The sequence below is a fragment of the Haloferax sp. Atlit-10N genome (genome assembly GCF_003586325.1).
Taxonomy (GTDB): Archaea; Halobacteriota; Halobacteria; order Halobacteriales; family Haloferacaceae; genus Haloferax; species Haloferax prahovense.
In genome coordinates, this window is sequence record NZ_PSYX01000001.1 from 668,582 (window position 1) to 693,635 (window position 25,054).

The 25,054-nt window shown below is 68.7% G+C and carries 26 protein-coding genes; 12 read left to right on the plus strand and 14 right to left on the minus strand.

Annotated features, from left to right (window positions below; all coding sequences use genetic code 11):
• The first annotated feature begins 75 nt into the window (after positions 1 to 75).
• Together C5B91_RS03465 and C5B91_RS03470 are read left to right on the plus strand one after the other, a co-directional pair.
• The gene (locus tag C5B91_RS03465; RefSeq protein WP_008092528.1) at positions 76 to 1,182 is read left to right on the plus strand and encodes a Xaa-Pro peptidase family protein; all 1,107 of its coding nucleotides are present in this window, start codon (positions 76 to 78) and stop codon (positions 1,180 to 1,182) included.
• Between the two features lie 39 nt (positions 1,183 to 1,221).
• Positions 1,222 to 1,410, plus strand: coding sequence for a hypothetical protein (locus tag C5B91_RS03470; protein WP_008092530.1), 189 nt, complete (start codon positions 1,222 to 1,224; stop codon positions 1,408 to 1,410).
• 45 nt (positions 1,411 to 1,455) lie between these two features.
• Here the strand turns inward: C5B91_RS03470 and C5B91_RS03475 are convergent, their stop codons facing one another.
• Together C5B91_RS03475 and C5B91_RS03480 are read right to left on the minus strand one after the other, a co-directional pair.
• Positions 1,456 to 2,556: a phosphotransacetylase family protein gene (locus tag C5B91_RS03475; RefSeq protein ID WP_008092532.1), complete on the minus strand. Its 1,101-nt coding sequence runs from the start codon at positions 2,554 to 2,556 to the stop codon at positions 1,456 to 1,458.
• A gap of 26 nt (positions 2,557 to 2,582) precedes the next feature.
• A complete protein-coding gene (locus C5B91_RS03480) occupies positions 2,583 to 4,676 on the minus strand; it encodes an acetate--CoA ligase family protein (protein WP_049968281.1) in 2,094 nt (697 codons plus the stop codon).
• Positions 4,677 to 4,884: 208 nt separating this feature from the next.
• Between C5B91_RS03480 and C5B91_RS03485 the strand changes: the two genes are divergently transcribed.
• The 3 genes from C5B91_RS03485 to C5B91_RS03495 all read left to right on the plus strand — a co-directional run bounded on the left by C5B91_RS03485 (position 4,885) and on the right by C5B91_RS03495 (position 7,159).
• Positions 4,885 to 5,145, plus strand: a complete 261-nt coding sequence (locus tag C5B91_RS03485) for a hypothetical protein (protein ID WP_008092536.1) — start codon at positions 4,885 to 4,887, stop codon at positions 5,143 to 5,145.
• 210 nt (positions 5,146 to 5,355) lie between these two features.
• Entirely contained in the window at positions 5,356 to 6,108 is a 753-nt protein-coding gene (locus C5B91_RS03490; protein WP_008092539.1) for a hypothetical protein, read from the plus strand.
• 253 nt (positions 6,109 to 6,361) lie between these two features.
• Positions 6,362 to 7,159, plus strand: a complete 798-nt coding sequence (locus C5B91_RS03495) for a ZIP family metal transporter (RefSeq protein WP_008092541.1) — start codon at positions 6,362 to 6,364, stop codon at positions 7,157 to 7,159.
• Positions 7,160 to 7,246: 87 nt separating this feature from the next.
• On the opposite strand, the gene C5B91_RS03500 is transcribed toward C5B91_RS03495, so the two are convergent.
• The 3 genes from C5B91_RS03500 to C5B91_RS03510 all read right to left on the minus strand — a co-directional run bounded on the left by C5B91_RS03500 (position 7,247) and on the right by C5B91_RS03510 (position 9,332).
• Entirely contained in the window at positions 7,247 to 7,531 is a 285-nt protein-coding gene (locus tag C5B91_RS03500; RefSeq protein ID WP_008092543.1) for a hypothetical protein, read from the minus strand.
• Positions 7,532 to 7,632: 101 nt separating this feature from the next.
• On the minus strand, positions 7,633 to 8,388 hold the full coding sequence (locus tag C5B91_RS03505) for an ABC transporter permease (RefSeq protein WP_115819097.1): 756 nt from the start codon (positions 8,386 to 8,388) through the stop codon (positions 7,633 to 7,635).
• The gene (locus C5B91_RS03510; protein WP_115819098.1) at positions 8,385 to 9,332 is read right to left on the minus strand and encodes an ABC transporter ATP-binding protein; all 948 of its coding nucleotides are present in this window, start codon (positions 9,330 to 9,332) and stop codon (positions 8,385 to 8,387) included. Before C5B91_RS03510 ends, C5B91_RS03505 begins: the two co-directional genes overlap by 4 nt.
• Before the next feature lie 141 nt (positions 9,333 to 9,473).
• On the opposite strand from C5B91_RS03510, the gene C5B91_RS03515 reads away from it, so the two are divergent.
• Positions 9,474 to 10,868 carry a sorbosone dehydrogenase family protein gene (locus tag C5B91_RS03515; protein ID WP_115819099.1) on the plus strand — a complete coding sequence of 465 codons (1,395 nt, stop codon included), beginning with the start codon at positions 9,474 to 9,476 and terminating at the stop codon, positions 10,866 to 10,868.
• Positions 10,869 to 10,900: 32 nt separating this feature from the next.
• Here C5B91_RS03515 and C5B91_RS03520 read toward each other — a convergent pair whose 3' ends face one another.
• A complete protein-coding gene (locus C5B91_RS03520) occupies positions 10,901 to 11,899 on the minus strand; it encodes a Gfo/Idh/MocA family protein (protein WP_049913403.1) in 999 nt (332 codons plus the stop codon).
• A 79-nt stretch (positions 11,900 to 11,978) separates the two neighbouring features.
• On the opposite strand from C5B91_RS03520, the gene C5B91_RS03525 reads away from it, so the two are divergent.
• Positions 11,979 to 12,206: a hypothetical protein gene (locus C5B91_RS03525; protein ID WP_008092568.1), complete on the plus strand. Its 228-nt coding sequence runs from the start codon at positions 11,979 to 11,981 to the stop codon at positions 12,204 to 12,206.
• Between the two features lie 52 nt (positions 12,207 to 12,258).
• Positions 12,259 to 13,281, plus strand: a complete 1,023-nt coding sequence (locus C5B91_RS03530; RefSeq protein ID WP_115819100.1) for an aldo/keto reductase — start codon at positions 12,259 to 12,261, stop codon at positions 13,279 to 13,281.
• A gap of 45 nt (positions 13,282 to 13,326) precedes the next feature.
• Here C5B91_RS03530 and C5B91_RS03535 read toward each other — a convergent pair whose 3' ends face one another.
• The 4 genes from C5B91_RS03535 to C5B91_RS03550 all read right to left on the minus strand — a co-directional run bounded on the left by C5B91_RS03535 (position 13,327) and on the right by C5B91_RS03550 (position 16,133).
• Positions 13,327 to 13,731 (minus strand): metal-dependent hydrolase, encoded by a 405-nt coding sequence (locus tag C5B91_RS03535; RefSeq protein ID WP_008092571.1) that lies wholly within the window; start codon positions 13,729 to 13,731, stop codon positions 13,327 to 13,329.
• A 12-nt stretch (positions 13,732 to 13,743) separates the two neighbouring features.
• Positions 13,744 to 13,977, minus strand: a complete 234-nt coding sequence (locus C5B91_RS03540; protein WP_008092573.1) for a SelT/SelW/SelH family protein — start codon at positions 13,975 to 13,977, stop codon at positions 13,744 to 13,746.
• 66 nt (positions 13,978 to 14,043) lie between these two features.
• Positions 14,044 to 14,703, minus strand: a complete 660-nt coding sequence (locus C5B91_RS03545) for a hypothetical protein (protein WP_049968286.1) — start codon at positions 14,701 to 14,703, stop codon at positions 14,044 to 14,046.
• A gap of 23 nt (positions 14,704 to 14,726) precedes the next feature.
• Positions 14,727 to 16,133 (minus strand): heme o synthase, encoded by a 1,407-nt coding sequence (locus tag C5B91_RS03550; protein ID WP_049968618.1) that lies wholly within the window; start codon positions 16,131 to 16,133, stop codon positions 14,727 to 14,729.
• A gap of 162 nt (positions 16,134 to 16,295) precedes the next feature.
• On the opposite strand from C5B91_RS03550, the gene coxB reads away from it, so the two are divergent.
• Entirely contained in the window at positions 16,296 to 17,057 is a 762-nt protein-coding gene (coxB, locus tag C5B91_RS03555; RefSeq protein ID WP_115819101.1) for a cytochrome c oxidase subunit II, read from the plus strand.
• Between the two features lie 124 nt (positions 17,058 to 17,181).
• Here the strand turns inward: coxB and C5B91_RS03560 are convergent, their stop codons facing one another.
• Together C5B91_RS03560 and C5B91_RS03565 are read right to left on the minus strand one after the other, a co-directional pair.
• Positions 17,182 to 17,610 (minus strand): adenylyltransferase/cytidyltransferase family protein, encoded by a 429-nt coding sequence (locus C5B91_RS03560; RefSeq protein WP_008092579.1) that lies wholly within the window; start codon positions 17,608 to 17,610, stop codon positions 17,182 to 17,184.
• Positions 17,607 to 18,092: a Mov34/MPN/PAD-1 family protein gene (locus tag C5B91_RS03565; protein ID WP_004977600.1), complete on the minus strand. Its 486-nt coding sequence runs from the start codon at positions 18,090 to 18,092 to the stop codon at positions 17,607 to 17,609. The genes C5B91_RS03560 and C5B91_RS03565 overlap by 4 nt, the downstream gene beginning before the upstream one ends.
• Before the next feature lie 102 nt (positions 18,093 to 18,194).
• On the opposite strand from C5B91_RS03565, the gene C5B91_RS03570 reads away from it, so the two are divergent.
• Together C5B91_RS03570 and C5B91_RS03575 are read left to right on the plus strand one after the other, a co-directional pair.
• Positions 18,195 to 19,049: a fructosamine kinase family protein gene (locus C5B91_RS03570; RefSeq protein ID WP_115819102.1), complete on the plus strand. Its 855-nt coding sequence runs from the start codon at positions 18,195 to 18,197 to the stop codon at positions 19,047 to 19,049.
• A 104-nt stretch (positions 19,050 to 19,153) separates the two neighbouring features.
• On the plus strand, positions 19,154 to 21,055 hold the full coding sequence (locus C5B91_RS03575) for a DHH family phosphoesterase (protein ID WP_008092584.1): 1,902 nt from the start codon (positions 19,154 to 19,156) through the stop codon (positions 21,053 to 21,055).
• A 27-nt stretch (positions 21,056 to 21,082) separates the two neighbouring features.
• Here C5B91_RS03575 and C5B91_RS03580 read toward each other — a convergent pair whose 3' ends face one another.
• Both C5B91_RS03580 and C5B91_RS03585 read right to left on the minus strand, forming a co-directional pair.
• Entirely contained in the window at positions 21,083 to 22,771 is a 1,689-nt protein-coding gene (locus tag C5B91_RS03580; RefSeq protein ID WP_115819103.1) for a phosphatidylserine/phosphatidylglycerophosphate/cardiolipin synthase family protein, read from the minus strand.
• A gap of 126 nt (positions 22,772 to 22,897) precedes the next feature.
• Complete coding sequence (locus C5B91_RS03585; RefSeq protein WP_115819104.1) at positions 22,898 to 24,157, minus strand: HEAT repeat domain-containing protein; 1,260 nt, start codon at positions 24,155 to 24,157, stop codon at positions 22,898 to 22,900.
• Positions 24,158 to 24,275: 118 nt separating this feature from the next.
• On the opposite strand from C5B91_RS03585, the gene C5B91_RS03590 reads away from it, so the two are divergent.
• On the plus strand, positions 24,276 to 25,040 hold the full coding sequence (locus C5B91_RS03590; protein WP_008092589.1) for a carbon-nitrogen hydrolase family protein: 765 nt from the start codon (positions 24,276 to 24,278) through the stop codon (positions 25,038 to 25,040).
• The last annotated feature ends 14 nt before the right edge of the window (positions 25,041 to 25,054 follow it).

Below are 25,054 nucleotides of genomic sequence, written 5' to 3' on the forward strand. Positions count from 1 at the left end.
CCACCCGATGGTTCGCGCCTCGACGCGCTCCCGCGGACCGCCCACGCTTTTCATCCGCCGCCCGTATCCACTCGCATGACGCCCTTCGAACGACGGACCCGCGCGTGTCAGGAACGATTGGCCGACGCGGACGCCGACGCCGCCGTACTGTTCCCCAGCCGAAACCTGCTGTACCTCTCGGGCTTCGACGAGGAACCCGCGGAGCGGCACCTGCTTCTTTTCGTCCCCCGCGAGGGCGAACCGGCGTTTCTCGTCCCCGACCTCTACGAGACGCAGGTCCGCGCCGAGTCGTGGGTCGGAGACGTGCGCACGTGGAGCGACGACGACGACCCGCGTGACGCCCTCGACGACGTGGTCTCGAATTTCGACCTCGCCGGCGGGCGCGTCCTCGTCGACGACACGATGTGGGCCCGTTTCTCGCAGGACCTCCGGGCGGCGCTCCCCGACGCCGACTTCGGCCTCGCCAGCGAGGTCGTCGCCCCGCTCCGCGCGCGGAAGGACGACGCCGAACTCGACGCGCTCCGCCGCGCCGGCGCGGCCGTCGACCGCGCGGTCGAACGCGTCCGCGACATGGGTGCGGACGCCGTCGGTATGACCGAAAACGAACTCGCGGCGGAAATCGAGCGCCTCCTCGCCGACGAGGGCGGCGAGGGGATTCCCTTCGGCCCGCTCGTCGGCTCTGGCCCCAACGGCGCGATGCCCCACCACAGCCACGGCGACCGCGTCATCGAGTCGGGCGACCCGGTCGTCCTCGACTTCGGCACCGTCGTCGACCACTACCCGAGCGACCAGACGCGCACCGTCGTCTTCGCCGGCGAGCCACCCGCGGAGTTCGCCGAGGTCCACGGCGTCGTGCAGGCCGCACGGACCGCCGCCGTCGAGACCGTCGAACCGGGCGTCGCCGCCGGCGACGTCGACCGCGCCGCCCGCGAGGTCATCGAGGAGGCGGGCTACGGCGACCGCTTCATCCACCGGACCGGCCACGGCGTCGGCCTCGACGTGCACGAAGAACCCTACATCGTCGCCGGGAGCGACCGCGAACTCGAGGTCGGGAACGTCTTCAGCGTCGAACCGGGCGTCTACCTCCCCGACGAGTTCGGCGTCCGAATCGAAGACCTCGTCGTCGTCACCGACGACGGCGCGGAACTCCTGAACGACACCGACCGCGGCTGGCGCTGTTAGGCGCAAAGCTGTTAACTTCCTGACTGACGTGGCGGGCGTATGGTCTCTCGACAGACGCTCGTCGTCACCGCCTTCGTCCTCGCAGCCCTCCCGGCCGCCTACCTCGTGGAGGCGGCCAGCGGGCAGTTCACGCTCTCGTTTCTCGCGCTCCTCGCCGTCGGCGTCGGCGCACCGTCGCTCGTCAACGACTACCTCGATAGGCACGAGAGCGACGGAAACGGGGTCTGAGTCCGAATTCGGAAAAAGTAGTCGACGATAGCGACGCGTCGGTCGTTACTCGTCGTCGTCGGCCGCGCCGTCACCGGACGGTTCGATGTTTCCGATGATGGCGTCGATGTCGGCGTGTTCGTACAGCAGGTCGCGCATCCGGTTGACCGTGCGCTCGTCGCGGGTGCGACCCGTGCTGACGATGTCCTCGGCGCGGTCGGTCACCGAGAGCGTGTCGCCGTTGACGAGAAGCACCGGGACGCCCTTCTCTTCGGCCTTACCGATGACGGCACCGACGGGTCGGTGGCCGCCGGTGAGGATGATGCACTTGACGCCGGGGGCTTCGAGCGCGGCGCGCTGGATGTTCGCGCGGTCGCCGCCGGTGATGACCGCGGCGTTCTTCGTGCGGCGGAAGTAGCGAAGCGCCGCGTCGCCGCCCATCGCGCCGACGAGGAAGCGCTCGACGAAGGCGTCCGTCGGCGCGTCGGTCGCGAAGTCCGCGCCGAGTTCGTTCGCGAGTTCCTCGACGGTGACGCCCGCGAGGTCTTTTTCGGTCGGAACGACGCCGAGGACGGGGACGCCGCGGGCTTCGAGGAACGGCGCGACCTCCGTTTCGAGTTCGTCGTAGGAGGCGTCGCTCACGCGGTTGAAGACGACGCCCGCGAGGCGGTCGGGGCCGATGTCTTCGACCGCCGCGACCACGTCGTCTAGGTCGCTCGGGTGCTGGTAGTCGGCGACGAGGATGACCTCGGCGTCGAGGAGGTTCGCCACGTCGCCGTCGGTGAGGTCCACGATGCCGCCGGTGCGGTAGGAGCCGCCGCCCTCGATGAGCATCAGGTCCTTGCCGGCCGAGATGTCCTCGAAGTGGTGGGAGATGACCTCCGAAAGCTCCTCGGCGTTCTCCTTGCCGCGGACGGCACCCTGGATGAACGTCGGGGAGTAGACGACGGGTTCGAGCTGGTGCATCTCCGCGTCGATGTCGAGCAGTTCGCGGGCGAGCATCGGGTCCTCGTCGAGGGTTTTTCCGGTGCTGGACTGCAGGCGGGTGCCCTTGGGCTTCATGTAGCCCACGTCCAGTCCGCGCTCCTTGGCGAGGACGCCGAGTGCGAGCGTGATTGCGGTCTTCCCGGTGCTTTCTCCGGTCGAGGTGACGAGTACCGTGTTCATTGTTGAATGGTAGGGTGGTGAAGTGTTTAAAGTTCGTCCGGGTCCACGGTGAGTCGAACGTCGACGGCCTTCACGCCGTCCGGCAGCGCGACGAGCGGGTTGATGTCGAGTTCGAGGATGGCCGGGAAGTCGGTGACCAGTTGGGAGAGCCGCTGGATGGTCTCCGTGATGCCGCCGATGTCGACCGGGTCGTTACCGCGGGCACCGCGGAGCATCGGCGCGGCGTCGATTTCCTTCGTCATGTCCTCGGCTTCCGCCTCGGAGACGGGCGCGACGCGGAACGTCGTGTCTTCGAGGATTTCCACGAAGATGCCGCCGAGGCCGAACATCATGAGCGGGCCGAACTGCGGGTCGCGGTTCATGCCGACGATGGTCTCGACGCCGTCGTCGAGGTTCACCATCTCCTGGACCTGCACGCCGAGGATGTTGGCGTCGGGCTGGTAGTTCTTCGCGCGGGTGATGAGGTCCTCGTAGGCGTCGTAGACGTCCTCGTTTTCGACGCCGACCTTGACGCCGCCGATGTCGGACTTGTGGAGGATGTCCGGGCTGACGATTTTCATCACGACGTCGCCGTCGATGTTCTCCGCGACGTCGAGCGCGTCGGCGGGGTCGTCGACGATGTCACCCGTCGGCGTCTCGATGCCGTAGGCGTCGAGCAGTTCCATCGCCTCGACCCCGAGGCGAGTCTCGTCGCGTTCCTTGACGGTTTCGAGGATGTCGCGGGCGCGCTCGCGGTCCACGTCGAACTCGGTGGGCGCGTCGTACTCGCGCTGGCGGATGTCGGCGTACTCCGAGAGGGCTTCGAGGCCGTCGACGGCGCGCGAGGGGTCGAAGTAGTTCGGGATGCCGGCGTCTTTCATCACGTCGGACGCGGTTTCGACGCGCTCGCCGCCCATGAAGCAGGCGGCGATGGGCTTGTCGTACTCCTGTTGGAGTTCGACGGTGTCGGCGGCCAGTTGGTTGTAGTCGAGGACGGCCGTCGGACAGGTCAGGACGAGCGCCATGCCGACGTTGTCGTCGGCGAGCGCCACGTCGAGGGCCTCCTTGAACCGGTCGTTGTCGGCGTCGCCGACGATGTCGACCGGGTTGTAGATGTTCCCCTCGGCGGGCAGCGACTCGGAGAACGCTTCGAGCGTCTCGTCGGTGAAGTCGGCCATCTGCAGCTCCGACTCGCCGATGGCGTCGGTCGTCATGACGCCGGGGCCGCCGGCGTTCGTGATGACGGCGACGTCCTTGTTCTCGGGGAGCGGCTGGTCGCCCAGCACGCGGGCGGTGTCGAACAGGTGCTGGACGGAGTCCGCGCGGATGACGCCCGCCTGTTCGAGGCCGGCCTCGTAGGCCGCGTCGGAGCCGGCGATGGTGCCGGTGTGCGAGGAGGCGGCCTGCGCGCCAGCGTCGGTCTTCCCGGACTTGACGAGGACGATGGGCGTGTCCTTCGTCACGTCGCGGGCGGAGTCGATGAACTCGCGGCCCGCCGAGATGCCTTCGAGGTAGCCGATGATGACCTCGGTGTCGGGGTCGTCGTTCCACGCCTCGATGAAGTCGGCCTCGTCGAGGACGGCCTTGTTGCCCAAGGAGACGATGTCCTTGAAGCCGATGTCCTCGTCGTTGGCCCAGTCGATGACGGCCGTGATGAACGCGCCCGACTGGCTCATGAACGACATGTTGCCGTCGAGGGCCATGTCGGGGCCGAACGTCGCGTTCATGCCCACGTCCGTGTTCATGATTCCCAGACTGTTCGGGCCGACGACGTTGAGGTCGTACTCCTCGGCGATGTCGCGGAGTTCCTGCTCGCGGGCGGCGCCCTCGCTGCCCGTCTCGCCGAAGCCGGCGGTGATGACCACCACGTTCTCGATGCCCGCTTCCCCGGCGGACTTCATCGCGGGGAGGACGACCTTCGGAGGAACGACGATGACCGCGAGGTCGGCGTTCGTCTCGCCGACGTCGCCGTAGCACTGCAGGCCGAACAGTTCGTCGTACTTGGGGTTGACCGGAACGACCTCACCGTCGAACTCGTCGACGAGGTTGTCCATGATTGCCCGCCCGATTGCTCCTTCGCGCTCGGTCGCACCGACCACCGCGATTCGGTTCGGCGCGAACAATTCGGATAGCTCTCCCATTGGTTGTTGATTCCGGTCATTGACTGATAAACTCGGTGGTGTGGGGCGTCTCACGGCCTTTGGTGGCACGATACAGTAGCGCAATTAATCGGTATGGTTCGTGATTTATACCACAGAATTGGGCCGGTTACGCTCGTCAGCAGGGGGGTCGACACCGCCGGCCCGCGGCGGCCAAATACATAACTTCTCCCCCCAAGAACAACGGGCTATGTCGCCATCACCCGACGACATCCCCCTCCATCGTTCCACCGGCGCGAAAGTCGCCGTCGTAGTCTTCCTCGTGTTGACGCTCGCCTACGCGCTCCTCATCGCCCAGCAGATTCTCGCGTGGGTGTTCCTCGTCGTCACCGTCGTCGTCCTCTGGTACGCCGCTCGACTCGTCGTCGCCATGGAAGAAATCGCGACACAGCTCGGCCGCCTCGCCGACGAGCGCACTGGGTCCCGCGACCGCGGCGACGAATCAAGCTGAGATTAAACCACGACGGACGCACCCGCACCCGAGACTGTCTCGCCGGTGAGCGAGTCGAACGAGGAACGGACGTTTCGACCCGTAGCCCGCCGCTCCGTCCGGTTTCACCGAGTATCGGCGAAATCGGAGGGTTCCGATTACGAGATGATTTTATTCACGGTTCTTATATTCTTAACTAACTGTCGGGCGCGCGATGTTCCACCCGGAACAATGTACCCGTTACAAGTCACGTTGACAGAGTCCATCGCAGAGTTGACTAACGCCGTGCTCGCGTTCGTCCCGCGGCTCGTGGGCGCGCTGTTAATACTCATCGTCGGCTGGTTCATCGGCAGCATCGCCGCCCGACTCATCACGCGGGTCGCCGACCGCGTCGAGGTCGACAAGGCGGTGTTGGCAACGCCCGTCGGGAAGATTCTCGGCGGGACCGAAAAGGCCGTCTCGGGCGCGTTCGGGACGCTCGGTAAGTGGTTCGTCTACGCCATCGCCGTGCTCGCGGCCGCCGACGTGCTCGCGGTCGACCTGTTCTCCGAATGGGTCTCGACCGCGGCGTCGTACGCGCCGTCGTTCGTGGCCGGCCTGCTCGTCGTCGTCCTCGGGTTCGTCGTCGCCGACTTCATCGGTGACGCCATCACGCGGACCCGCGCAGCGACCGAGACGCCGTACACGAGCGTCTTCGCGGTCGGCACCCGGATGTTCCTCTACTTCACCGCCGTCGTCATCGGCCTGAGCACGATGGGCATCGACGTCGCCATCCTGTTCACCATCGCGCAGGCGTTCGCCTGGGGCATCGCCGCGGCCCTCGCCATCGGCGTCGGCGGCGCGGTCGCCTTCGGCGCGCGCGACTACGTCTCGGCCAACGTCGAGCGCTGGATGGGTTCGGCCCGCTCCGTCGCGGCCACCCCCGTCTCGCCCATGGGCGGCGACAGCGACTCGCCGGAGGGCGCGTCGCCGGCCGACGACTGAACACGCTCCACCCGGTGCGTCCGGTGCGCTCGGTACGAGTGTACCGCGGAACCGACGTCTTTTCTTCACCGTCTCTCGCCGGCGAGCAATCGCTCACGCCGACGCATATACCAGAATACCGATTATAAATATGACGGGGATTTTTGGCCCGTCTAAATCAGTAGAGCGCAGCTATCCGCAATTCAGAGTTTAGGCCAACCAAAAGTATATGGAATATGATAATACTTATCGGTACCGAATGATTACGTTCGGTATGGACCAGTTTTCTGCGCTCGCGTTCGTCTTTCTCGCCGGGCTCGTCACGGCCATCGCGACCGGACTCGGCGCGATTCCGTTCTTCTTCGTCTCCGACGTGAGCGACCGCTGGAACGTGGCGCTGTGGGGTATCGCCTCGGGCATCATGGTGTCGGCGTCACTGTTCGGACTCGTCTTCGAGGGGCTCGCCAACGGGACGCCGCTCCAACTCGGTATCGGGATGCTCGCGGGCGTCGCACTCGTCCTCGTCGCCCATCGCGTCATCGAGGGTGCGGAGGTCAACCCGAAGCAGTACGAGGAGGCCGATTTCCGCAAACTGCTGTTGATTCTCGGCATCCTCACCGTCCACAGCTTCCCGGAGGGCGTCGCCGTCGGCGTCTCTTTCGCCGACCTCGGCCTCGACGGCGGCTTCCAGCTGTTCGGGTTCGTCGTCCCGCTGCTCGCGGTGTTCATGACTCTCGCCATCTCGATTCACAACGTCCCCGAGGGGCTCGCCATCTCCATCCCGCTGCGGTCGATGAACGTCTCGAACTGGAAGCTCGTCTGGTGGGCTATCTTCTCCAGTCTGCCCCAGCCCATCGGCGCGGTCATCGCCTTCTACTTCGTCCGCATCGCGCGGGAGTTCCTCCCGTTCGGCTTCGGCTTCGCCGCGGGCGCGATGGTCTTTCTCGTCCTCACGGAGTTCATCCCCGAGGCGCTCGAACTCGGCGAGCGCCTCCCGCGCGGCGGTCGGGTCGAACTGCTCGCCGGACTCGCCGCCGGCTTCGCCGTCATGGTGCCGCTGGCGTTCATCTGAGCGCCGCGGACCCGCCACGGCGGCTCAGACGCGCGGCTCTCGCCTTCGACTCGGAACGGCAGCGAAAACAGCAACCGCGAACTCGACTTAGTGCGAGTGGCCGAGCGCGTCGGAGAGCGGGACGCCGAAGCGGTCCTCGAACAGCTCTTCCATCTTCTCGTTGATTTCGGCGATGTCGGCCGGTGCACCGCCCTCGCTGTGGTGAGCGACGACGTGCGCCTGCTGTGCGAACGCCTGCACGACGACGTCGGCGACGACGTCGGTCGGGTCTTCGCCCTGCTCCGAGAAGATATCGACGAGGCCCGCGGGGAGTTCGAGTGCTTCGGTGTCTCCGTCCGGTCCTTCGATGGTGTACGTCTCAGTTTCGACCATGCCCCCACGTGGGGTCGGCCGCGGGTTAAGGCTTGAGTTTGCAGGCGCGTCGGACGCCCTCGGGAGCGCCCCCGAGCGCCGCAGGCGGGCGGTGCGCCTCCTCAGTCGGTCCGCGGAATCGCCGCCGTGCCCGCCGCGAAGAACGCGACCGCGAGCACCGCGAGCACCGCGAGGTTGGTGACCCAGTCGCCGCCGCCGTAGGTGAGCGCCCGGACGCCGCGGGCGAAGTACGTGAGCGGCGAGAGGTTCAGCGCCGGGACGAACCACGGCGGGAGCAGGTCGGGCGTCACGAACGTCTCCGAGAGGAAGAGCAGGGGAAGCGCGATGGCGTTGCTCGCGGCGATGACGCCGTCCTGCGAGTCGGCGACGCTCCCGATGACGGCCCCGAGGCCGCAAAACAGCGTCACGCCGAGCGCGACGAAGGGGACGATGGCGAGCGTCGCGGGCGTCAGCGGAATCGACGCGCCGGTCACGAGCGCCGACAGCGCGAGGAGCAACAGCGTCGCGAGGCCGATGACGACGACGTTGACGAGCGAGTGCGCGAGGAGCCACTCGGCCCGAGACAGCGGCGTCGTCGCCAGCTTCTCGAAGCGGCTTCCCTCGCGGTGGCGCGCGATGGTGCTACCCACGCGCGACAGCGGGGTGAACAGCACGACGACCGCAAGGTAGCCGGCGATGTAGTACTCCTTCGGCTCGGCGAACAGGCCGCCGCCGGTCGGCTGGGTCTGCACGAGCGCCCCGAAGATGACGACGATGATGGCGGGGAAGAAGAAGGTGAAAAACACCGCCGTCCGCCGCCGGAGGAACGCGTGCCACGAGGCGACGAACTCAGCGCGGACGCGGGCGGCGAGGCTCATCTGTCACCTCCGACCGCGGCGGCCGCGGCGGGCCGGGCCGCCTCGAACTGCTCGCCGGTCAACGAGAGGTAGACCTCTTCGAGGCCGGGCTGTTTCCAGACGAGCGACTCGTAGACGACGCCCGCGTCGTCGAAGGCGGCGACCACGTCGCCGATGTCGCGCGGGCCGACGCCGTGGACGGTGATGCCGTCTCCCGACACCGTCGCGTCGAGCGCGGCCGGCAGCGACACCGACCCGAGGCCCGCGTCGGCGTCGCCGTCGGTCCGGACCACGAGGCGGCTCTCGCCGCCGTACTCGGCGACGAGGTCGTCCGGCTCGCCGACCGTGACGAGCTCGCCCGCGTTGAGCAGGCCCACGCGGTCGGCGAGGCGCTCTATCTCTTCCATCGAGTGGCTGGTGAGAAACACCGTCGTCCCGCCGGCGGCGAGGTCCTCGACGAGCCCCCACAGCGACCGGCGACCCGCGGGGTCGATGCCGGTCGTCGGCTCGTCCAAGAACAGCACGTCGGGGTCGTTGACGAGCGTCAGGGCGATGCAGGCGCGGCGCTGTTGGCCGCCCGAGAGGTTCTCGTACCACGTGTCGGCGGCGTCGGCGAGGCCGACCTCGTCGAGCACCGCGTCGGGGTCGCGGGCGTCGTCGTAGAGCCCCGCGTAGTAGGCCACGAGTTCGCGGGCGGAGAGCCGACCCGCGGGCCGAAACTCCTGCGGGAGGACGCCGAGGCGCTGGCGGTCGACCTCGGTCGGGTCGCGCCCGAGGATGGCCGCCGACCCCGAGTCCACCGCGGTCGTGCCCGTGAGGGCGCGAACCAGCGTCGTCTTCCCCGCGCCGTTCGGACCGATGAGGCCGAAGACCTCTCCCTCGGCGACCGACAGGGAGACGCCCGAGAGCGCCTCCACGTCGCCGTAGGACTTCCTGAGGTCGTCGGCGGCGAGTACCGCGTCCATGTCGTACCCGTCGTCACTATCGGGTGGTAAGGGATTCGGAATCGCCGCTCGATTCGAGTCGCGGGGCGGTGGGCGAACGGGGGAGGGCTCGCCAGCCCGGTCGTAGCAAGCCTTACTCCGGTCGCGCCGCTCTACGTTGACATGAACGGTTCCCGACGCGATTTCCTCGCCGCGACCGGCGCGACCCTCCTCGGCGGCCTCGCGGGCTGTGCGAGCGCCCCGACCGACGACGGAGCCGGGGGAACGACCGACAGCGACGCGACGCCAGACGAGACTGACGGGGCGACCGCGACCGCGAACGGCGGGTCCGACGGCTCACTCGCGGGTCTCGAAGTCGCCTACGAGACGCTGGCGACCGGGTTCGCCTCGCCGGTCGACGTGGCCATCCCCGAGGCGTTCGGCGGGTCGCGGCGGTTCGTCGTCGACCAGCCCGGTCGAATCTGGCTGCACGACGACTCGGGACTACAGAGCGAGCCGTACCTCGACATCACCGACCGCATCGTCGGCCTCAACGGCTACGACGAACGCGGCTTCCTCGGCGTCGCCTTCCACCCCGAGTTCGCCGACAACGGGCGGCTCTACCTCCGGTACAGCGCCCCGCGACGCTCGGGGACGCCCTCGAACTACAGTCACACGTTCGTCCTGAGTGAGCTGACGGTCGACCCCGAGGCGACGACGGTCTCGGTCGACTCCGAGCGGGCGCTGCTCGAACTCCCCGAGCCCCAGTCGAACCACAACGCCGGAGCCGTCGCGTTCGGTCCGGACGGCTATCTCTACGTCGCCACGGGCGACGGCGGCGGCGCGAACGACGAGGGACGCGGCCACGTCGACGACTGGTACGACGCCGTTCCGGGCGGCAACGGACAGGACGTGACCGAGAACCTCCTCGGGAGCGTCCTCCGCATCGACGTGGACTCCACCGGCGGCGTCTCCGGCGACGACGACCGGCCGTACGGAATCCCCGAGGACAACCCGCTCGTCGGCTCCGACGGCCTCGACGAGCAGTACGCGTGGGGGCTCAGAAACCCGTGGCGGCTCTCGTTCGACGGCGAGGACTGCTACGTCGCCGACGTGGGACAGGGCGCGTGGGAGGAGGTGAACCTCTTGGAGCGCGGCGGCAACTACGGCTGGAACGTTCGCGAGGGCGCACACTGCTTCCGCGCCGACGACTGCCCGACCGAGACGCCCGACGGCGCACCGCTTCTCGACCCGGTGCTGGAGTACCCCCACAGCGGGGACGGACCGTCCGGCGTGGCCGTTATCGGCGGCCACGTCTACCGCGGCGAGTCGATTTCGGCGCTCTCGGGCGCGTACGTCTTCGCCGACTGGCAGTCTGAGGGACGGTTGTTCGCCGCCCGCCCGAGCGAGTCGCGGCCGTGGGACATCACGGAGATTCCCGTGACGGACCGCGACGACGGGGGGACGAACGTCCTCGCGTTCGGCCGCGCCCCCGACGGCGAACTGTACGTCTGCACCAGCGACCGGCCGATTGTCACCGGGTCGTCGGGCGCGCTGAACCGGCTGACCGGCGTCTGAGGTCGGGGACAAGTCGTTCCAGCGTCCGCGACTCAGGCGTCGCCGTCGACGTTGACTCGCCTGCCCGTCGTCGCCGACTCGTAGGCAGCCTCGGTCAGCGCGGTCACGTGGAGAGCGTCCTCGGCCGGGATGGCGAGGTCGGCCTCGTCGCGCGCGGCGTCCACGAAGTTCCGGAGCTTCTTCCGGGTCAACTCCTCGAAGTCGGGCGTCGGCGGCGTGGCGGTGTAGGTCATCCCCCCCTCGGCCACCTCGATGGTCTCGCCGTCGAAGGCGACCATCCCCTCGGTGCCGATGACGCGGAGCGACTCGCCGGGGTCGGGGACGCTCTGTCCGTCGCCGGAGACGCCCACGCTCGCGGTGAGGCGGTCGCCGTCGCGGTCGAGGACGACCGCGAGCGCCGAGTTCACGTCCACGTCGTGGCCGCGGTGGTCGACCGCCGCGGCGACCGTCACCGGTTTCGAGCGCGTCACCCAGAGCACCGCGTCGAGGAGGTGCGACCCCGAGTCGTACAGTTGGCCGCCGCCCGAGAGGGACGGGTCGCCGCGCCACTCGTCTTTCGTCCAGCGAATCCACTCCTGTTCGAGGTGGCAGACCACCATGTGCGGGTCGCCGATGCGGCCGCTGTCGATGACGCGCCTGAGTTCGTGAAACCGCGGGTCGAAGCGGCGTTGGTAGCCGACCGCGAGGGTGAGGCCGCGCTCCTCGGCGCGGTCGACGAGCGCCCGCGCGCCGCCGAGGTCGGTCACCATCGGCTTTTCGAGGTGGACGTGGAGGTCGGCGTCGAGCGCCGCGAGCGCCTGGTCGAAGTGCTTGGTGTGCGGTGAGGCGATGGTCACCGCGTCGAGGAACTCGGCGTCCAGCAGTTCCTCGGTCGTCTCGTAGGTCAGCACGTCGAACTCGTCTCCGAACCGCTCGCGCACCTCGTCTACGGGGTCGACGCCGGCGACGACGCGCACGCCCTCTAGTTCGTTGAGCAAGCGGCACTCCAGCACGCCGAGGCTTCCGAGACCGATACCTGCGACTCTGAACATGGCGTAGTAGTCGCGCGGAAGCCGCAAAAGCGTGCGGGCGAGTCGCAAGGGCTTCCCGGGTGGCTCGTGTGGGTCGGCCATGGACGACGCAGTCCTCCAGCGGTTCGCCGTCGTACTCGCGTTGGTCGGGGTGGCCCTCCACGTCACGTCGCTCGCCGAGAACCCGTCGCAGGGGTTCGTCACCGTCGGGTTCGCGGTGCTCCTCCTCGCGCTCGCGCTCGGCGGCGCGCCGGTCGCGCGCGGACTGTTCGAGTTCGAGACGGACGCGACCCGCGCCGAATCGCCCGACGCCGACGAACAAGGCTGAGCGTCTCGCCGCTACTCGCACGCTTTAGTCGCCCGCCGTCGTGGCATCGACCATGAGCCTCGACTATCGACGACTCGGGTCGACCGGCACCCGCGTCTCTGAGTTGTGCTTCGGCACGTGGCGATTTGGTCGAAAGAGCAGCGGCGTCCTCGAGACCGACGAGGAGGAGGCCCACGAACTCCTCGACGCGTTCGAGGAGCGCGGCGGGAACTTCATCGACACCGCCAACGTCTACGGCAACCCGAACGGCACCTCCGAGGAGTACATCGGCAACTGGCTGGCCGAGCGCGACCGCGAGGACTACGTGCTCGCCTCGAAGGTGTACTTCCCGTTCGACGAGGACAACCCCAACGGTCGCGGCCTCTCGCGGACCCACATCCGCAACCAGATCGAGGGCACGCTCGACCGCCTCGACACCGACTACCTCGACCTCTACTACATCCACCGCTGGGACGATGAGACGCCCATCGAGGAGACGCTCCGGGCGCTCAACGGCCTCGTCGAGGAGGGGAAGGTCAACTACCTCGGCGCGTCCACGATGGCGTCGTGGCAGCTCACGAAGGCGCTGTGGAAGTCCGACGTGCACGACTACGCCCGCTTCGACGTGACCCAGCCGCTGTTCCACGCCGGCTACTACGAGGACGTGAAAGACTACCTCGACGCGTGCGGCGACCAGGACATCGCGGTCTGTCCGTACTCGCCGCTCGCGGGCGGTTTCCTCACGGGCAAGTACGAGCGCACCGACTCTGACGACCCGACCGAGTACGTCGCGCCCGACGGCGCGCGCGGGTCGTTCGACGATCGGTTCGACCGGTTCTACGTCTCCGAGCGCGGCTGGAAGGTGCTCGACGAGATTCGCGCGGTCGCCGACGAAGTCGATGCCAGCCCCGCGCAGGTCGCGCTCCGCTGGCTGATGGACTACCCCGAGGCGACCGTCGTTCCCATCGTCGGCGCGCGGACGACCGACCAACTCGACGAGAACGTCGGCGCGGCCGACGTGGACATCTCGACCGACCAGTGGGAGCGCATCATGAACGCCCGCTACGACGAAGACGGTCGGCGCTGGGGCCACTAAGCGACCGCGGGCGACGCGGGCGACCGGACCAGCTTGCGACTCTTTTCACGCGATGCCGAGGTCTCGCAGGTAGTCGCAGACGACGTGGACGTAGAGCACGACCGCGAGAAACGCCGCGAGCGACCCGAGTCCCGAGAGCGCGACCGCGCCGACGGCGACGCCGCCGACGAGGTGGTGACTCAGGAGTCGCTTGCGATTGAACTCGGTGTCGAACTCCTCGAACACCCGCTCTTGGTCGAGGAGGCCGACCCGCGGGTTCGTCACCGCGAGCCGCAGGTTCGCCCAGTCGCCGCGCTGGACGCGGGCGATGACGAAATGGTCGAGGTCGATGAAGACGCTCACGAAGACCGCGCCGGCGACGAGAAGCGGCAGGCTCCCCGGCGGGTCCAACGCGACCGCGGCGACTGCCCCGGCGACCGCCCCGACGACGGCGTGTTCGAGTGACTTCACGTCCCGCCCCGTTCAGTCGACGTGCGGGCGGACCCGCCGGAGCACGAGGTCCGGGTCGAACTCGTCTTCCGACTTGTCCCAGACGCGCTCGCCGTCGACGGTGACGGTGAGAACGCCGTGGTCGCCCGTCACGAGCGCCACGCGGTCGAGCCGGTCGCCGAACTGTTCGAGCAGCGCGTGCTGTAGTTGCTCGGCGCGGTCGAGGAAGCCGCAGGGAACGCAGTATTCGATTTCGACGCTTGTCATGACCGGACGTTCACGGCGAGCGCGTAAAAGCGAGGGGGCGGGCCGCGAGCGCTCCTGGGACCGTCACTACGACGTCCCGAAGCCGGGTCGCCACCGGAGCAAGACGACGGTGACGAGAAAGACCAGCGTCGAGAGGTCGTACGAGAGCGTCGTCACGGTCGCGGCGATGGCCGTCCCGCCGCCGAAGACGCTCGTGGCGACCGACGCGAGAATGGGCCACGAACACGAGACACAAGAGAACAGGCCGACGACCCCGGAGACGGCCGCGCCCGCCGCCTCGACGACCGTGTCGTAGACGAGGAACGCGAGCGCCGCGTAGCCGACCACGCGCGCCGGCATGAGGACGAGGTTGAACAGGTCGCCGCCGTAGACGAGCGCCGGGCCCCACCCCGGCGGGAGGAAGGCGACGCGGACGCCGTTCGTGCCGCCGGGCACGGGTGAGGTGACGAGGCCGCCGGCGACCGCGAGGAGCGCGAAGTAGCCGACCGCGACGACGGCCGCCTTGCGCTTCGTCGCGGCGGAGGCGGGCGCGACGTCGGTGTCGAACATGACCCAGAGGCCGACGATGACCCACGCGACGCCGTAGAGCGCGTAGCGCGGCGCGCCGACGCTCGCCTCGGTGAAAAACAGGTAGACGAACGCTAGGATCAGCGTCGTGTTCACGGCGAAGGCGGCGCGGAGCAGACTGGCCCGCGAGGGGCGGGGGAGTGCGGATGCGGTTGCCATGTGTGGGGAGTAGCGGTCGGGGCTCAGAGCGCGAGCGTGTCGACGACGATGGCGAGGAGCAGCATGCCGAGGTAGGCGTTCGAGGCGTGGAACGCCCGGAACGCGGCGGTGTCGTCGCGCTCGTAGTGCAGGCGCACGACGAAGTAGAGGAACGCGCCGCCGAAGAGGATGCTCGTCACGAGGTAGACGATCCCGAGAGCGTCCATGACCGCGAGGCCGGCGGCGGCGACGAGCGTCGCGCCGAGCCACCAGAGGATGTGTTTTCGCGTCTCGGTCTCGCCGCGGACGACGGGCATCATCGGGAAGCCGCCGCGGGCGTAGTCGTCCTTGTAGGCCAACGCGAGGTTGTAGAAGTGCGCGGGCGTCCACAGGAAGATGACCACGGCGAGGACGACGCCGCCGAGGCCGACGTCGCCGGTGACGGCGACCCAGCCGATGAGCGCCGGAAGCGCGCCGGCCGCACCGCCGATGACGGTGTTCTGGACCGTGTTTGGCTTCAGGATGAGCGTGTAGACGACGCTGTAGAAGGCGATAGCGACGACGCCGAGGACGGCCGCGAGCCAGTTGACGGACGCGAACAGCGCCACCGACGCGACCGTCAGAAGCAGGCCGAACGCGACGGCATTGCGGACGGGCACGAGGTCGACCGCGAGCGGCCGGTCGCTCGTCCGCTGCATCCGGCGGTCCACGTCGCGTTCGAGAACGTGGTTGAACGTGCCGGACGCGCCGATAGAGAGGACGCCGCCGCCGAGTGTCGCCGCGATGACCTCGGGCGTGAGGCCGGGCGAGACGGTGCCGGCGAGCGCCATCGCCGCCGACGCGACGAGACAGAGGAGCCACATCAGCCGCGGCTTCATGAGCCGGAAGTACGCGTTGACCGTCGCCTTCGCGCGGGCGACAGGTTCGGTCGGGACCGGCGGTCGCTCGCCGTCGTCGGTCGGGGGGCTCATCGACGGGGTGCCGACCGGCGCGTCGTCGGGGTCGCCGGTGGCCGCTTCGAGCGTCCACGCGAGCGCGGCGACGAAGCCGCCGAAGATGACCATCCCGAGAACCAAGTGGAGCGTCGAGAGCGCGGGGCCGACGCCGACGGTGGCGACGACCGCGCCGAGACCGGCCTGTGCGGGGTAGAGCACCGCCGACGCAGTGACGGTTGCTCTCACCCGGCGGGACGTGTCGGTTCGCCACGCCGAGACGAGCGTGGCGAGCGTGAGGAGACCGACGAGGACGGCCGCGACGCGGTGACCGAGGGCGACCCAGCCGTCGAGCGTCGCGGGGAGCGAAAAGCCGTCTCCGCACGCGGGCCAGGCGCTACACGCGGCGGTCGCGTCCGTGAGCGCGGTCGTCGCGCCGACGATGAGAAGCAGATAGACGCCCATCGCCGTCGCGGCGAGCAGGCCGTGGAACGTGTTCGAATCGCGATTCGTGGCCACGAAATTCACCTACGGGCCTGTTGGGCCGTCCCGTATTTAGGACCCGCGCTTTTCCGCCTCGCGTTCGGGTGCCGCTCCCCGCGATATGGCGGGGGCGGGTTGATAAACGGCGGGCCGAGAGTCGGTATGCATTTATGCGGTTGTTCCTAAGTCTCGCTCAGCATGAGAAAGACGCGTTTCGCGCTCGCGTCCCTGCTCGCGACGGTCGTGATGGCGCTCGTTGCCACCCCCGCCGCCGCGCAGGCGTCCGCCACGTCGGAACTTATCAACCAGCTCAACGGGAAGCTGCTGTACGTCGCTATCCCGATTACCGTGCTGGTGGAGGTCATCCTCCTCTACACGGTCATCAAGTTCCGCAACAGCGAGCGCGCACTGCCGACCAAGGAGAACCGCCGGCTCGAAATCACGTGGACCATCGCGACAGCGATTATCCTGCTTTTCGTCGGCGTCGCCTCCTACGGCGTGCTGGCCAACGAAAACGTCACGCACCAGGGCAACGACATCGCCATGGACGACGACCCGGTCGTCGTCACGGCCGAAGCCTACCAGTGGGGTTGGAACATGTACTACCCCGAAGAGGGTAACTTCACGTCCGGCAACGAGATTGTCATCCCCAAGGACCGCCCGGTCTACTTCCAGGTGACTGCAACGGACGTGATACATGGATTCCACGTCCCCAAACTCGGCCTCAAGCAGGACGCGATGCCGGGTTCGACGAACACCATCAAGACCGTCGCCTACGAGGAGGGCACCTACCAGGGCTACTGTGCTGAGTACTGCGGCGTCGCGCACTCTCAGATGTACTTCACCGTCGAAGTCGTCTCGCAGGAAGAGTACCAGAACTGGCTCGACGAGCAGCAGTCGGCCAACAGCGAGTCGTCGTCCTCGTCTTCGAACTCGACCGCGACGAACTCCACGCAGTAACGGACCTCCCTTCTCTTTCGACGCTCCCCGCCGAGTGACGACGCTCGCGCTCGTCGCGTTCGGCCGTCAGAGAACGCTTCGAAACGTCGGCGAATCGGGTCGTGCGTCGAAGACGGGCGAGGTCTCAACAGCGCCGCTCGACGATGCGGTCGATGATGCGGCCCGTCGAGAGGAGTTCGTCGTCGTGGCGCTGCTCGCGCGGCGTCGCGCGCGTGACCTCGCAGTCGATGCCGCGGGCGTCGAGGGCGGCTTTGATGCCCGACTCGTCGTGGTGTTGGTCGTAGCCGAGGACGATGACGTCGGGGTCGATTTTCTCGATAGGGACGAAGATATCCTCGGCGTGGCCGAGGTGCGCCTCGTCGACCACGTCGAGCGCGGCGACCATGTCGCGGCGCTGGCGGTCGTCGAGTATCGGCTTCGGCTTGTGCGTCACGTTCTCGCCGCGGGCGATGATGACGTGGAGTTCGTCGCCGAGCGACGCGGCGTCCGAGAGGTAGTGGACGTGACCGGGGTGGAGGATGTCGAAGGTCCCCTGGGCGATGACCCGTCTCATCGGTCCAACTCCGCGTCGATGTCGTCCTGCGTGAAGTCGAAGAACGATTCGGGGTCGGGGAGGTCGACGTCGAGCACGTCGAGGTCGCGGACCTCGCCCGACTGGTCGAACGCCTCCCAGTCATCGAGGCCGTAGGGCGCGCCGATGATGATGTGGACCCGGCCGCTCCCGAAGGTGTCGAGGTCGGCGTCGCTCGGTCGGAGGACGCCGTTCGGGTGCGAGTGAATCGACCCGACGGCGCGGAAGTCGTTCGGCACGAGGTCGTTCCTGACGGTCGCGCTGTAGGGGTCCGAGACGGTCCCCGGGATGATGAGCACGTCCGTCACGACGTAGCCGTCGCGGTCGACGCCGAGTCGGCGGGCGTCCTCGCCGCGGAGGAGTCCCATGTACTCGTTCGGATGCGTCTCCGCAGAGGCTTCGAGCGCGAAGTCGAGGGCGTCGGCGGCGATGCCGACGACCTCCCGCGACCGGAAGAGTCGCATACCGAACCGTCCGCGGGCGCTCCATCTAAGGGTTCCGGAACGCCGAGTCGGTCGCCGGAACGGAACCGCCATACTGAGGTCGGCGCTCGCCCGAACTCCGGTGTGACGCTCGATTCCGACCTCGTCGCCCGCGTGACGAACGCGCTCTCCGCGGACGCGCCGCCGACCGCGACGACCGAACTGGACGGCGGGCACGTCGGGCGCGTCTATCGTCTCGACTTCGACGGGCACGACCCCGTCGTCGCCAAGGTCGGCGACACGCCGCTCGACGTGGAGGCCGCGATGCTCGACTCGCTCGGTTCCGCCGGGCTCCCGGTCCCCGCGGTCCACCACGCCGACCCCGGCCTGCTCGTCCTCGACTACGTCGAGGGGACGTCCGACCTGACTCCCGCCGCCGAGCGCGACCTCGCCGTCCACCTCGCCGCGCTCCACGAGACGACCGCGCCGGCGTTCGGCTTCCCCTACGACACGCTCTCCGGCCCGTACCGTCAGCCGAACCCGTGGACCGACTCGTGGGTCGAGTTCTTCCGCGACCAGCGCCTCCTCCCGTGGACCGATGCGGCGCTCGATTCGGGACTCCCGGACGCGACCGCCGAGCGAATCGAGTCGGTCGCGGGCGACCTCGACGCGCTCCTCGTCGAGCCGGCGGCCCCGCGACTCGTCCACGGCGACGTCTGGGGCGCGAACCTCCGCGTCCGCGGCGACCGCGTCGTCGCCTTCCTCGACCCGGCGTGTTACTACGGCCACCCCGAGGTCGAACTCGCCTACATCGACTGGTTCGACGCCGCCGGCGACGATTTCTTCGACGCCTACGACGAGCCACGACCCATCGCCGACGGCTTCTTCGAGGAGCGCTCGCCCGTCTACGCGCTGTTTCCCCTCCTCGAACACGTCCGCGTCTTCGGAGGAGACTACGTCCCGTCGGTCGAAGACGCGCTTGACGAACTCGGGTACTGACGCCCAGTCCCCGCAGTGTTCGGGGCGAATCGAGTCGTGGGAACCGGTCGCGCACGTGAGATGCTTTTGTAAAGCTTAACACTACCCCCTAACCTAGCGGGACCATGAGCGACGAGCACGCCGGGGATTCCGGCGACGACTCGGGTCCGAATTCGGACGCACGACCTATCGTCTACGATCTCGCACCGAACTGTACCGCCGACGACGTCGAGACCGACGCCTACTACCACGCCGTCGTCAACGGCGTCGTGGAGTACGGCATCTTCGTCGACATCTCCGACTCCGTCTCCGGTCTCATCCACGAGTCCAACCTCTCGACCGACTACGAGGTCGGCGACCGATTGGTCGTCCGCCTCGAATCCGTCCGAGAGAACGGCGACATCGCGTTCGCCGAGGAAACGCCCGACGACTACCGCACGCTGACCGTCGACCACGAACCGACCATCACGCCTATCTCCAACCTTACAGTCGGCGATTCGGTCACGGTCGAGGGCGTCGTCACGCAGATTAAGCAGACCGGCGGTCCGACCGTCTTCCGCATCGCCGACGACTCCGGCATCGTCGCGGCCGCCGCCTTCGAAGAGGCCGGCGTCCGCGCGTTCCCCGAAGTCGACCTCGACGACGTGGTCCGCATGGCCGGCACCGTCGAAGACCACGAGGGGACCCGCCAGCTCGAAGTCGACGGTCTGACCGTTCTCGACGACGAGACCGCGGCCGACGCCCGCCAGCGCATCGACGCCGCGCTCGACGAGCGCGCCGAGCCCGAGCCGGTCGAACCGCTCGTGGAGTGGCCGGCGTTCGAGAAGCTCCGCGGCGACCTCGAAGACGTGGCCCGCCTGCTCCGCCGGACGGTCCTCGAAGGCCGCCCGATTCGCGTCCGCCACCACGCCGACGGCGACGGCATGTGCGCGTCCGTTCCGGTCCAGCTGGCCCTCGAACGGCTCATCACCGAGGTCCACGACGACCCCGACGCGCCGCGTCACCTGTTCAAGCGCCTGCCGAGCAAGGCCCCGTTCTACGAGATGGAGGACGTGACCCGCGACCTGAACTTCGCGCTCGAAGGTCGCGCCCGCCACGGCCAGCGGCTCCCCTTCCTGCTCATGCTCGACAACGGGTCGACCGAGGAGGACGTGCCCGCCTACGAGAACCTCGCGCACTACGACGTGCCCATCGCCGTCGTCGACCACCACCACCCCGACCCCGAGGCGGTCAACCACCTCCTCGATGCGCACGTCAACCCGTACCTCCACGACGAGGACTACCGCATCACGACCGGCATGATGTGCGTCGAACTCGCGCGGATGATTCACCCCGACGTGACCGACGAACTCCGTCACGTCCCCGCCGTCGCCGGGCTGTCGGACCGCTCGAAGGCGGAGGTCATGGACAACTACATCGCGCTCGCCGAGGACGAGGGCTACGACCGCGAACAGCTCCTCGACGTTGGCGAGGCGCTCGACTACGCCGCCCACTGGCTGCGCTACAACGACGGCGCGTCCATCGTCAACGACGTGCTCAACGTCGGCTGCGACGACGATGAGCGACACCGCGAGCTCGTCGAGTTCCTCTCGACGCGCGCCGAGCGCGACGTGGACCGTCAGCTCGAAGCGGCCGAACCGCACCTCGAACACGAGCGCCTCGACAGCGGGGCCAACCTCTACCGCATCGACCTCGACAAGTGGGCCCACCGCTTTACCTACCCCGCGCCGGGCAAGACCACGGGCAAGCTCCACGACCGCAAGGTCCAGGAGACGGGCGAGCCGGTCATCACCATCGGCTACGGTCCCGACTTCGCCGTCCTCCGCTCTGACGGCGTCCGCCTCGACATCCCGCGGATGGTCGCCGAACTGAACGAGGAAGTCGTCGGAGGCGGCGTCTCCGGCGGCGGCCACCTCGTCGTCGGTTCCATCAAGTTCGTCAGCGGCATGCGCGAGGAGGTCATCGACAGCCTCGTCGAGAAGATGGCCGAAGCCGACATCGACGAAGAGCTGTCGACGACGGCGTAAGGTCGCAGTCGCGGCTCACGCGGACACTTATTCTTCGAACTCCAGTCGCCTGAGCGCCGCGACTCCGACGACGACCGCGAGGGCGGCCGCGGCGACGAGCCCCGGCTTCGACTCCGCCCCGCGCCCGCTCGCTCGCCAGTCCGCCGCGAACGCCCCGCGGAAGTACGCCGCGGCGGCCGGGTCCGACAGCGCGAGGACGACTTCGCGGTTCTCGCGGGCCGAGTGTCGGTTCCAGTTGAGACTGCCGACGAGCGCGGTGTCGTCGGCGACGACGCCCTTCGCGTGAATCGCGCCGTACCGGCCGCCGGGTCGCGCGAGGCGGACCGAAAGCGGCTTTCCAGCCCTGTCGGCCCACTCGTTCAACCGCTCCGCGAGCGCGCGGTTTTCCTCCTCCACGTACCACGCGCTCCCGAGGAGGAGCCGAACGCGGACGCCGCGGTCGGCGGCGCGCTTGAGCGCGCGAACGAACGGCCCGCCGGCCTCGACGGTCGGCTGTAGCACGTCGATTCGGGCGTCGGCGGCGTCGAGTCGAGAGACGACCGCGGACTCGGCGTTGTCGGGCGCGCGGAGGACGGCGACGCGGTCGACCCGAACGGACTCTGGCGCGATGCGGGAGGGATACGAGCCGTTCGCCGACTCGGTGCGGACGAACGACCGACCGACTCGGTACGTCTCCCACGGGACCGTCTCCGGGAGCGCCGCGTCGTCAGCGAAGGTGGCCGCGAGGTCGGCTGCGACGCTCGGAGAGCGCGCGACGACGCCCCAGCCGCGGCTCTTTCGCCCGCCGGTTCCGGCCGGTTTCCAGTTCTCCGTCATCACGAGCGCCGCGTCGTCGACGACGGCGTACTTCGGGTGATGAAACGAGTGCGGGTCGCCGACGACGCGGACCGAGACGCCGGCGTCGACGAGGCGGTCGAGGACCCGCGCCGACCGCCGCGGAAAGCCGCCGACCGGGCTGTCTTCGACCAGCACCGACACGGCGACGCCGCGCTCGCGGGCGGCGACGAGTTCGTCGGCGACGCGCGCGGAGGAGACGACGTAGCCGGCGAGCAGAATCCGCTCGTCCGCGGACCGGAGCGTCGAGACCGGGCGCTCGGGTGAGTCCGGGAGGACGAACAGCGTCGCGTTCGCGGGGCCGTGGGTCGCGACGTCCCGTCGGGGGAGGGACCGCGACCACCACGACCACGCACCGTCCCGGCGTTCGAGGAGCGCGCCCTCGTGGCTCCGGTCGTAGGTAAGGCGGTCGGCGACGACGCCGTTTCCGCCTTCGATAGGGGCGCTGACGCTCCCTTCGTAGCCGTCGTCACCGACGACGCGGAGCGTGACCGTCTCGCCGCCGTTGGCGAGGTCGAGGCCGGGCGCGACGACGGGGTGGTCGGTCAGGTTCGCCGCCGCGTCCGGGTCGGCGGCGACGGCGACCGTCCCGCCGGGTGCGGCGAACGAGACGGTGTCTTCGCCGTCGGACAGCGAGAGTTCGGTTCCCGCGGGCGCGGCGACGGCGACGAACTCGCCGCGGTCGTCGGGCGTCGCCGGGTCGGGCAGCGCGGAGACGATTCGAGGGCCGCCGGACGCCGACGGGTCGGCGGGGGTAGCCGAGTCGGGCGCGTTCGTCGCGTTCGTCTCGCCCGGCGCGGCCGCTATCGGCGCGGGAACGACGGCCGCGAACAGGACCACGAGCGAGGCGGCGAGCGCGGCGGCGAGGGCGCGACGAGACACACCACGCGGTGGTCGCGTCACCCTACAAAAACGTTCGCGACCGGTGGCTCAGCGCGAGCGGTTGCGAGAGAAAGAACACGAGAGGAGAACCGCAGAACCGCGAGGGTGTCGCGTCGTCGTGCGGCCTCAGACGGTCGCTTCGGCTTCGACGTCGTCGCCGAGGAACTCGGCGGCGAGTTCGGCCTCGCGTTGGACGAGGAACGAGCGGTCGTCGACGTAGCCGGCGGCCGCTTCGAGCGCGTCTTCCGTGCCGATCTGTCGGAGCGCCCACGCGGCGCTGGCGCGGACGGAGTCCACGTCGTCGTCGGCGACGACGTCCGAGAGCGGGTCGACGGCGCGAGTGTCGCCGATGAGGCCGAGCGCGCGCGCGGCGGCCGAGCGGACGTTGTCGTTCTCGGTGACGAGCTTGTTCGCGATGGGCTGGGTCGCCTCCTCGGAGCCGATTTCGCCGAGCGCCTTGAACACGACCTTCTGGAGCGCGGGGTCGCTGTCGGTGTCGACGTAGTCGACGAGCATCTCGACGCCCTCCTCGGCGGCCATCTTGCCGATGGCCTTGATGACGCCCTTGTCGCGGCGCTTGGCCTGCCCCTCGATGGTCTCGTAGGCGCTGTCGTCGTTCATCCGCGTGAACGCCTCGATGCAGTACTCCTGCATGAAGTCGGACTGGAAGCTCTCGAACGCGAGGGCAATCATCTCGACGTTGCCGCGCTTTTCGTGTTCCTTCAGCGCCGACAGCTCCGGCGGGTAGTCCTTGTAGTGGCCGAGCACGTCGTAGAAGCCCTGCACTTGGAGCTTCTCGCGGGTTTCGAGGTCGTCCCACTCCTGGGCGTCGTCGAGGCCGTCCGCGAGGCCGTCGGCGACCTCGATGAGGTCCGCGATGGTTTCTGCGTCCTCGTCGGCGTCGAGGTCGGCCGCTTCGACGGCCGAGACAGCGTCGTCGACGGCGGCGGTGAGGGAGTCCTCGTCGCCGCCGTCGACGGAGACGCTCGCGTCGAGCACGCCGTTGAACTCGTCGGCGAACGTCTCGACCGCGGCGACGATTTCGCCTTCGCCCTGCTCGGTCCACCGGGTGTCTGCGATGGTGGACTTGGCCTCTTCGAGCGTTTCGACGGCGTCTTCGGCGTAGGGACCGCGCTGGGATTCGAGTTCGTCGCGCAGGTCGGACAGGCGCGATTCGAGTTCCTCGGCGGGGTCGTCCTCGTCTTCGTCGTCCGGTTCGGGCAGGTCCGCGGCCTCCACGTCGGCCTCGATCTCGTCGAGCGTGGCCTCGACCTCGTCGAGGTCGGCTTCGGTCTCGGCCGCCTCGAGAGCCTCCTCGGCCTCGGTCAGGCGCTCGTCGAAGCTCTCGGGCGAGAGTTCTGTCGTGTCGTCGTCCCCGTCACTCATATGCCGGAAGTCCGTTCGACTGTAAAAAGAGCGTTTCCCTTCGCTTCGCGTCTCCGGGTGGCACCGACCGCCGATACTATCCGGGCCACTTTTTCGCGGCCCATCCGTTCCTCCGAGCGTGACCGGTCCAACCATCGCCGTGCCACAGCGCGCGGCGTTCGACCTCGACCCGGCGCGAAACGAGGATGACGTGCGCGCCCGCGCCGCCGACCTCTCCGAGTCGGTCGACATCGCGCTGTTCTCCGAGTACGCGCTCACGGGCTTCGTCGCGGACAGCCGCGCCTTCAGCGGCGCGATACCCCGGGAGCGCGCGACCGACTTCCTCGCGTCCGTCGCCGCCGACAACGAACTCGACGTGCTCGCGGGCTACCTCGAACGCGACGGCGAGACGCTCTACAACGCGGCCGCCTACGTCCGTCCCGACGGCTCCGCCGCGGTCTACCGGAAGCGACACCTCTGGGGCGGCGAATCCGAGGTTGTCACGCCGGGCGACGAACTCGTCGTCACGGACACACCCGCCGGACGGACGGGACTCCTCACCTGCTACGACCTGAACTTCGTCGGCGACAGCGCCGCGTTGACCGACGAGCGAATCGACGCCCTGTTCGTCGTCGGCGCGTGGCCCGCCGCTCACTCGACGAACTGGCGACTGCTCTGTCGCGCCCGCGCCCTCGACGGGGTGCGGTGGCTCGTCGGCGCGAACAGGACGGGGAGCGGGTCTGTTTCCGGGTCCGATACCTCGGAGTACGCGGGTCGCTCGCTCGTCGTTCGTCCCGACGGCGTCGTCGCGGCGGCGCTGAACCGCGGCGAGCGCGACCTCGTCTGGACGCTCGACCGCGACCTGCTCGCCGAACAGCGCGCGTTCGTCGGGTCGGTGGAGTAGCCGAAACCGGACTG

Bases quoted from the DNA above. Each gene is read 5' to 3' on its own strand.
- C5B91_RS03465 (WP_008092528.1), top strand. From the start codon at position 76: ATGACGCCCTTCGAACGACGGACCCGCGCGTGTCAGGAACGATTGGCC.
- C5B91_RS03470 (WP_008092530.1), top strand. From the start codon at position 1,222: ATGGTCTCTCGACAGACGCTCGTCGTCACCGCCTTCGTCCTCGCAGCC.
- C5B91_RS03475 (WP_008092532.1), bottom strand. From the start codon at position 2,556: ATGAACACGGTACTCGTCACCTCGACCGGAGAAAGCACCGGGAAGACC.
- C5B91_RS03480 (WP_049968281.1), bottom strand. From the start codon at position 4,676: ATGGGAGAGCTATCCGAATTGTTCGCGCCGAACCGAATCGCGGTGGTC.
- C5B91_RS03485 (WP_008092536.1), top strand. From the start codon at position 4,885: ATGTCGCCATCACCCGACGACATCCCCCTCCATCGTTCCACCGGCGCG.
- C5B91_RS03490 (WP_008092539.1), top strand. From the start codon at position 5,356: ATGTACCCGTTACAAGTCACGTTGACAGAGTCCATCGCAGAGTTGACT.
- C5B91_RS03495 (WP_008092541.1), top strand. From the start codon at position 6,362: ATGGACCAGTTTTCTGCGCTCGCGTTCGTCTTTCTCGCCGGGCTCGTC.
- C5B91_RS03500 (WP_008092543.1), bottom strand. From the start codon at position 7,531: ATGGTCGAAACTGAGACGTACACCATCGAAGGACCGGACGGAGACACC.
- C5B91_RS03505 (WP_115819097.1), bottom strand. From the start codon at position 8,388: ATGAGCCTCGCCGCCCGCGTCCGCGCTGAGTTCGTCGCCTCGTGGCAC.
- C5B91_RS03510 (WP_115819098.1), bottom strand. From the start codon at position 9,332: ATGGACGCGGTACTCGCCGCCGACGACCTCAGGAAGTCCTACGGCGAC.
- C5B91_RS03515 (WP_115819099.1), top strand. From the start codon at position 9,474: ATGAACGGTTCCCGACGCGATTTCCTCGCCGCGACCGGCGCGACCCTC.
- C5B91_RS03520 (WP_049913403.1), bottom strand. From the start codon at position 11,899: ATGTTCAGAGTCGCAGGTATCGGTCTCGGAAGCCTCGGCGTGCTGGAG.
- C5B91_RS03525 (WP_008092568.1), top strand. From the start codon at position 11,979: ATGGACGACGCAGTCCTCCAGCGGTTCGCCGTCGTACTCGCGTTGGTC.
- C5B91_RS03530 (WP_115819100.1), top strand. From the start codon at position 12,259: ATGAGCCTCGACTATCGACGACTCGGGTCGACCGGCACCCGCGTCTCT.
- C5B91_RS03540 (WP_008092573.1), bottom strand. From the start codon at position 13,977: ATGACAAGCGTCGAAATCGAATACTGCGTTCCCTGCGGCTTCCTCGAC.
- C5B91_RS03545 (WP_049968286.1), bottom strand. From the start codon at position 14,703: ATGGCAACCGCATCCGCACTCCCCCGCCCCTCGCGGGCCAGTCTGCTC.
- coxB (WP_115819101.1), top strand. From the start codon at position 16,296: ATGAGAAAGACGCGTTTCGCGCTCGCGTCCCTGCTCGCGACGGTCGTG.
- C5B91_RS03560 (WP_008092579.1), bottom strand. From the start codon at position 17,610: ATGAGACGGGTCATCGCCCAGGGGACCTTCGACATCCTCCACCCCGGT.
- C5B91_RS03565 (WP_004977600.1), bottom strand. From the start codon at position 18,092: ATGCGACTCTTCCGGTCGCGGGAGGTCGTCGGCATCGCCGCCGACGCC.
- C5B91_RS03575 (WP_008092584.1), top strand. From the start codon at position 19,154: ATGAGCGACGAGCACGCCGGGGATTCCGGCGACGACTCGGGTCCGAAT.
- C5B91_RS03585 (WP_115819104.1), bottom strand. From the start codon at position 24,157: ATGAGTGACGGGGACGACGACACGACAGAACTCTCGCCCGAGAGCTTC.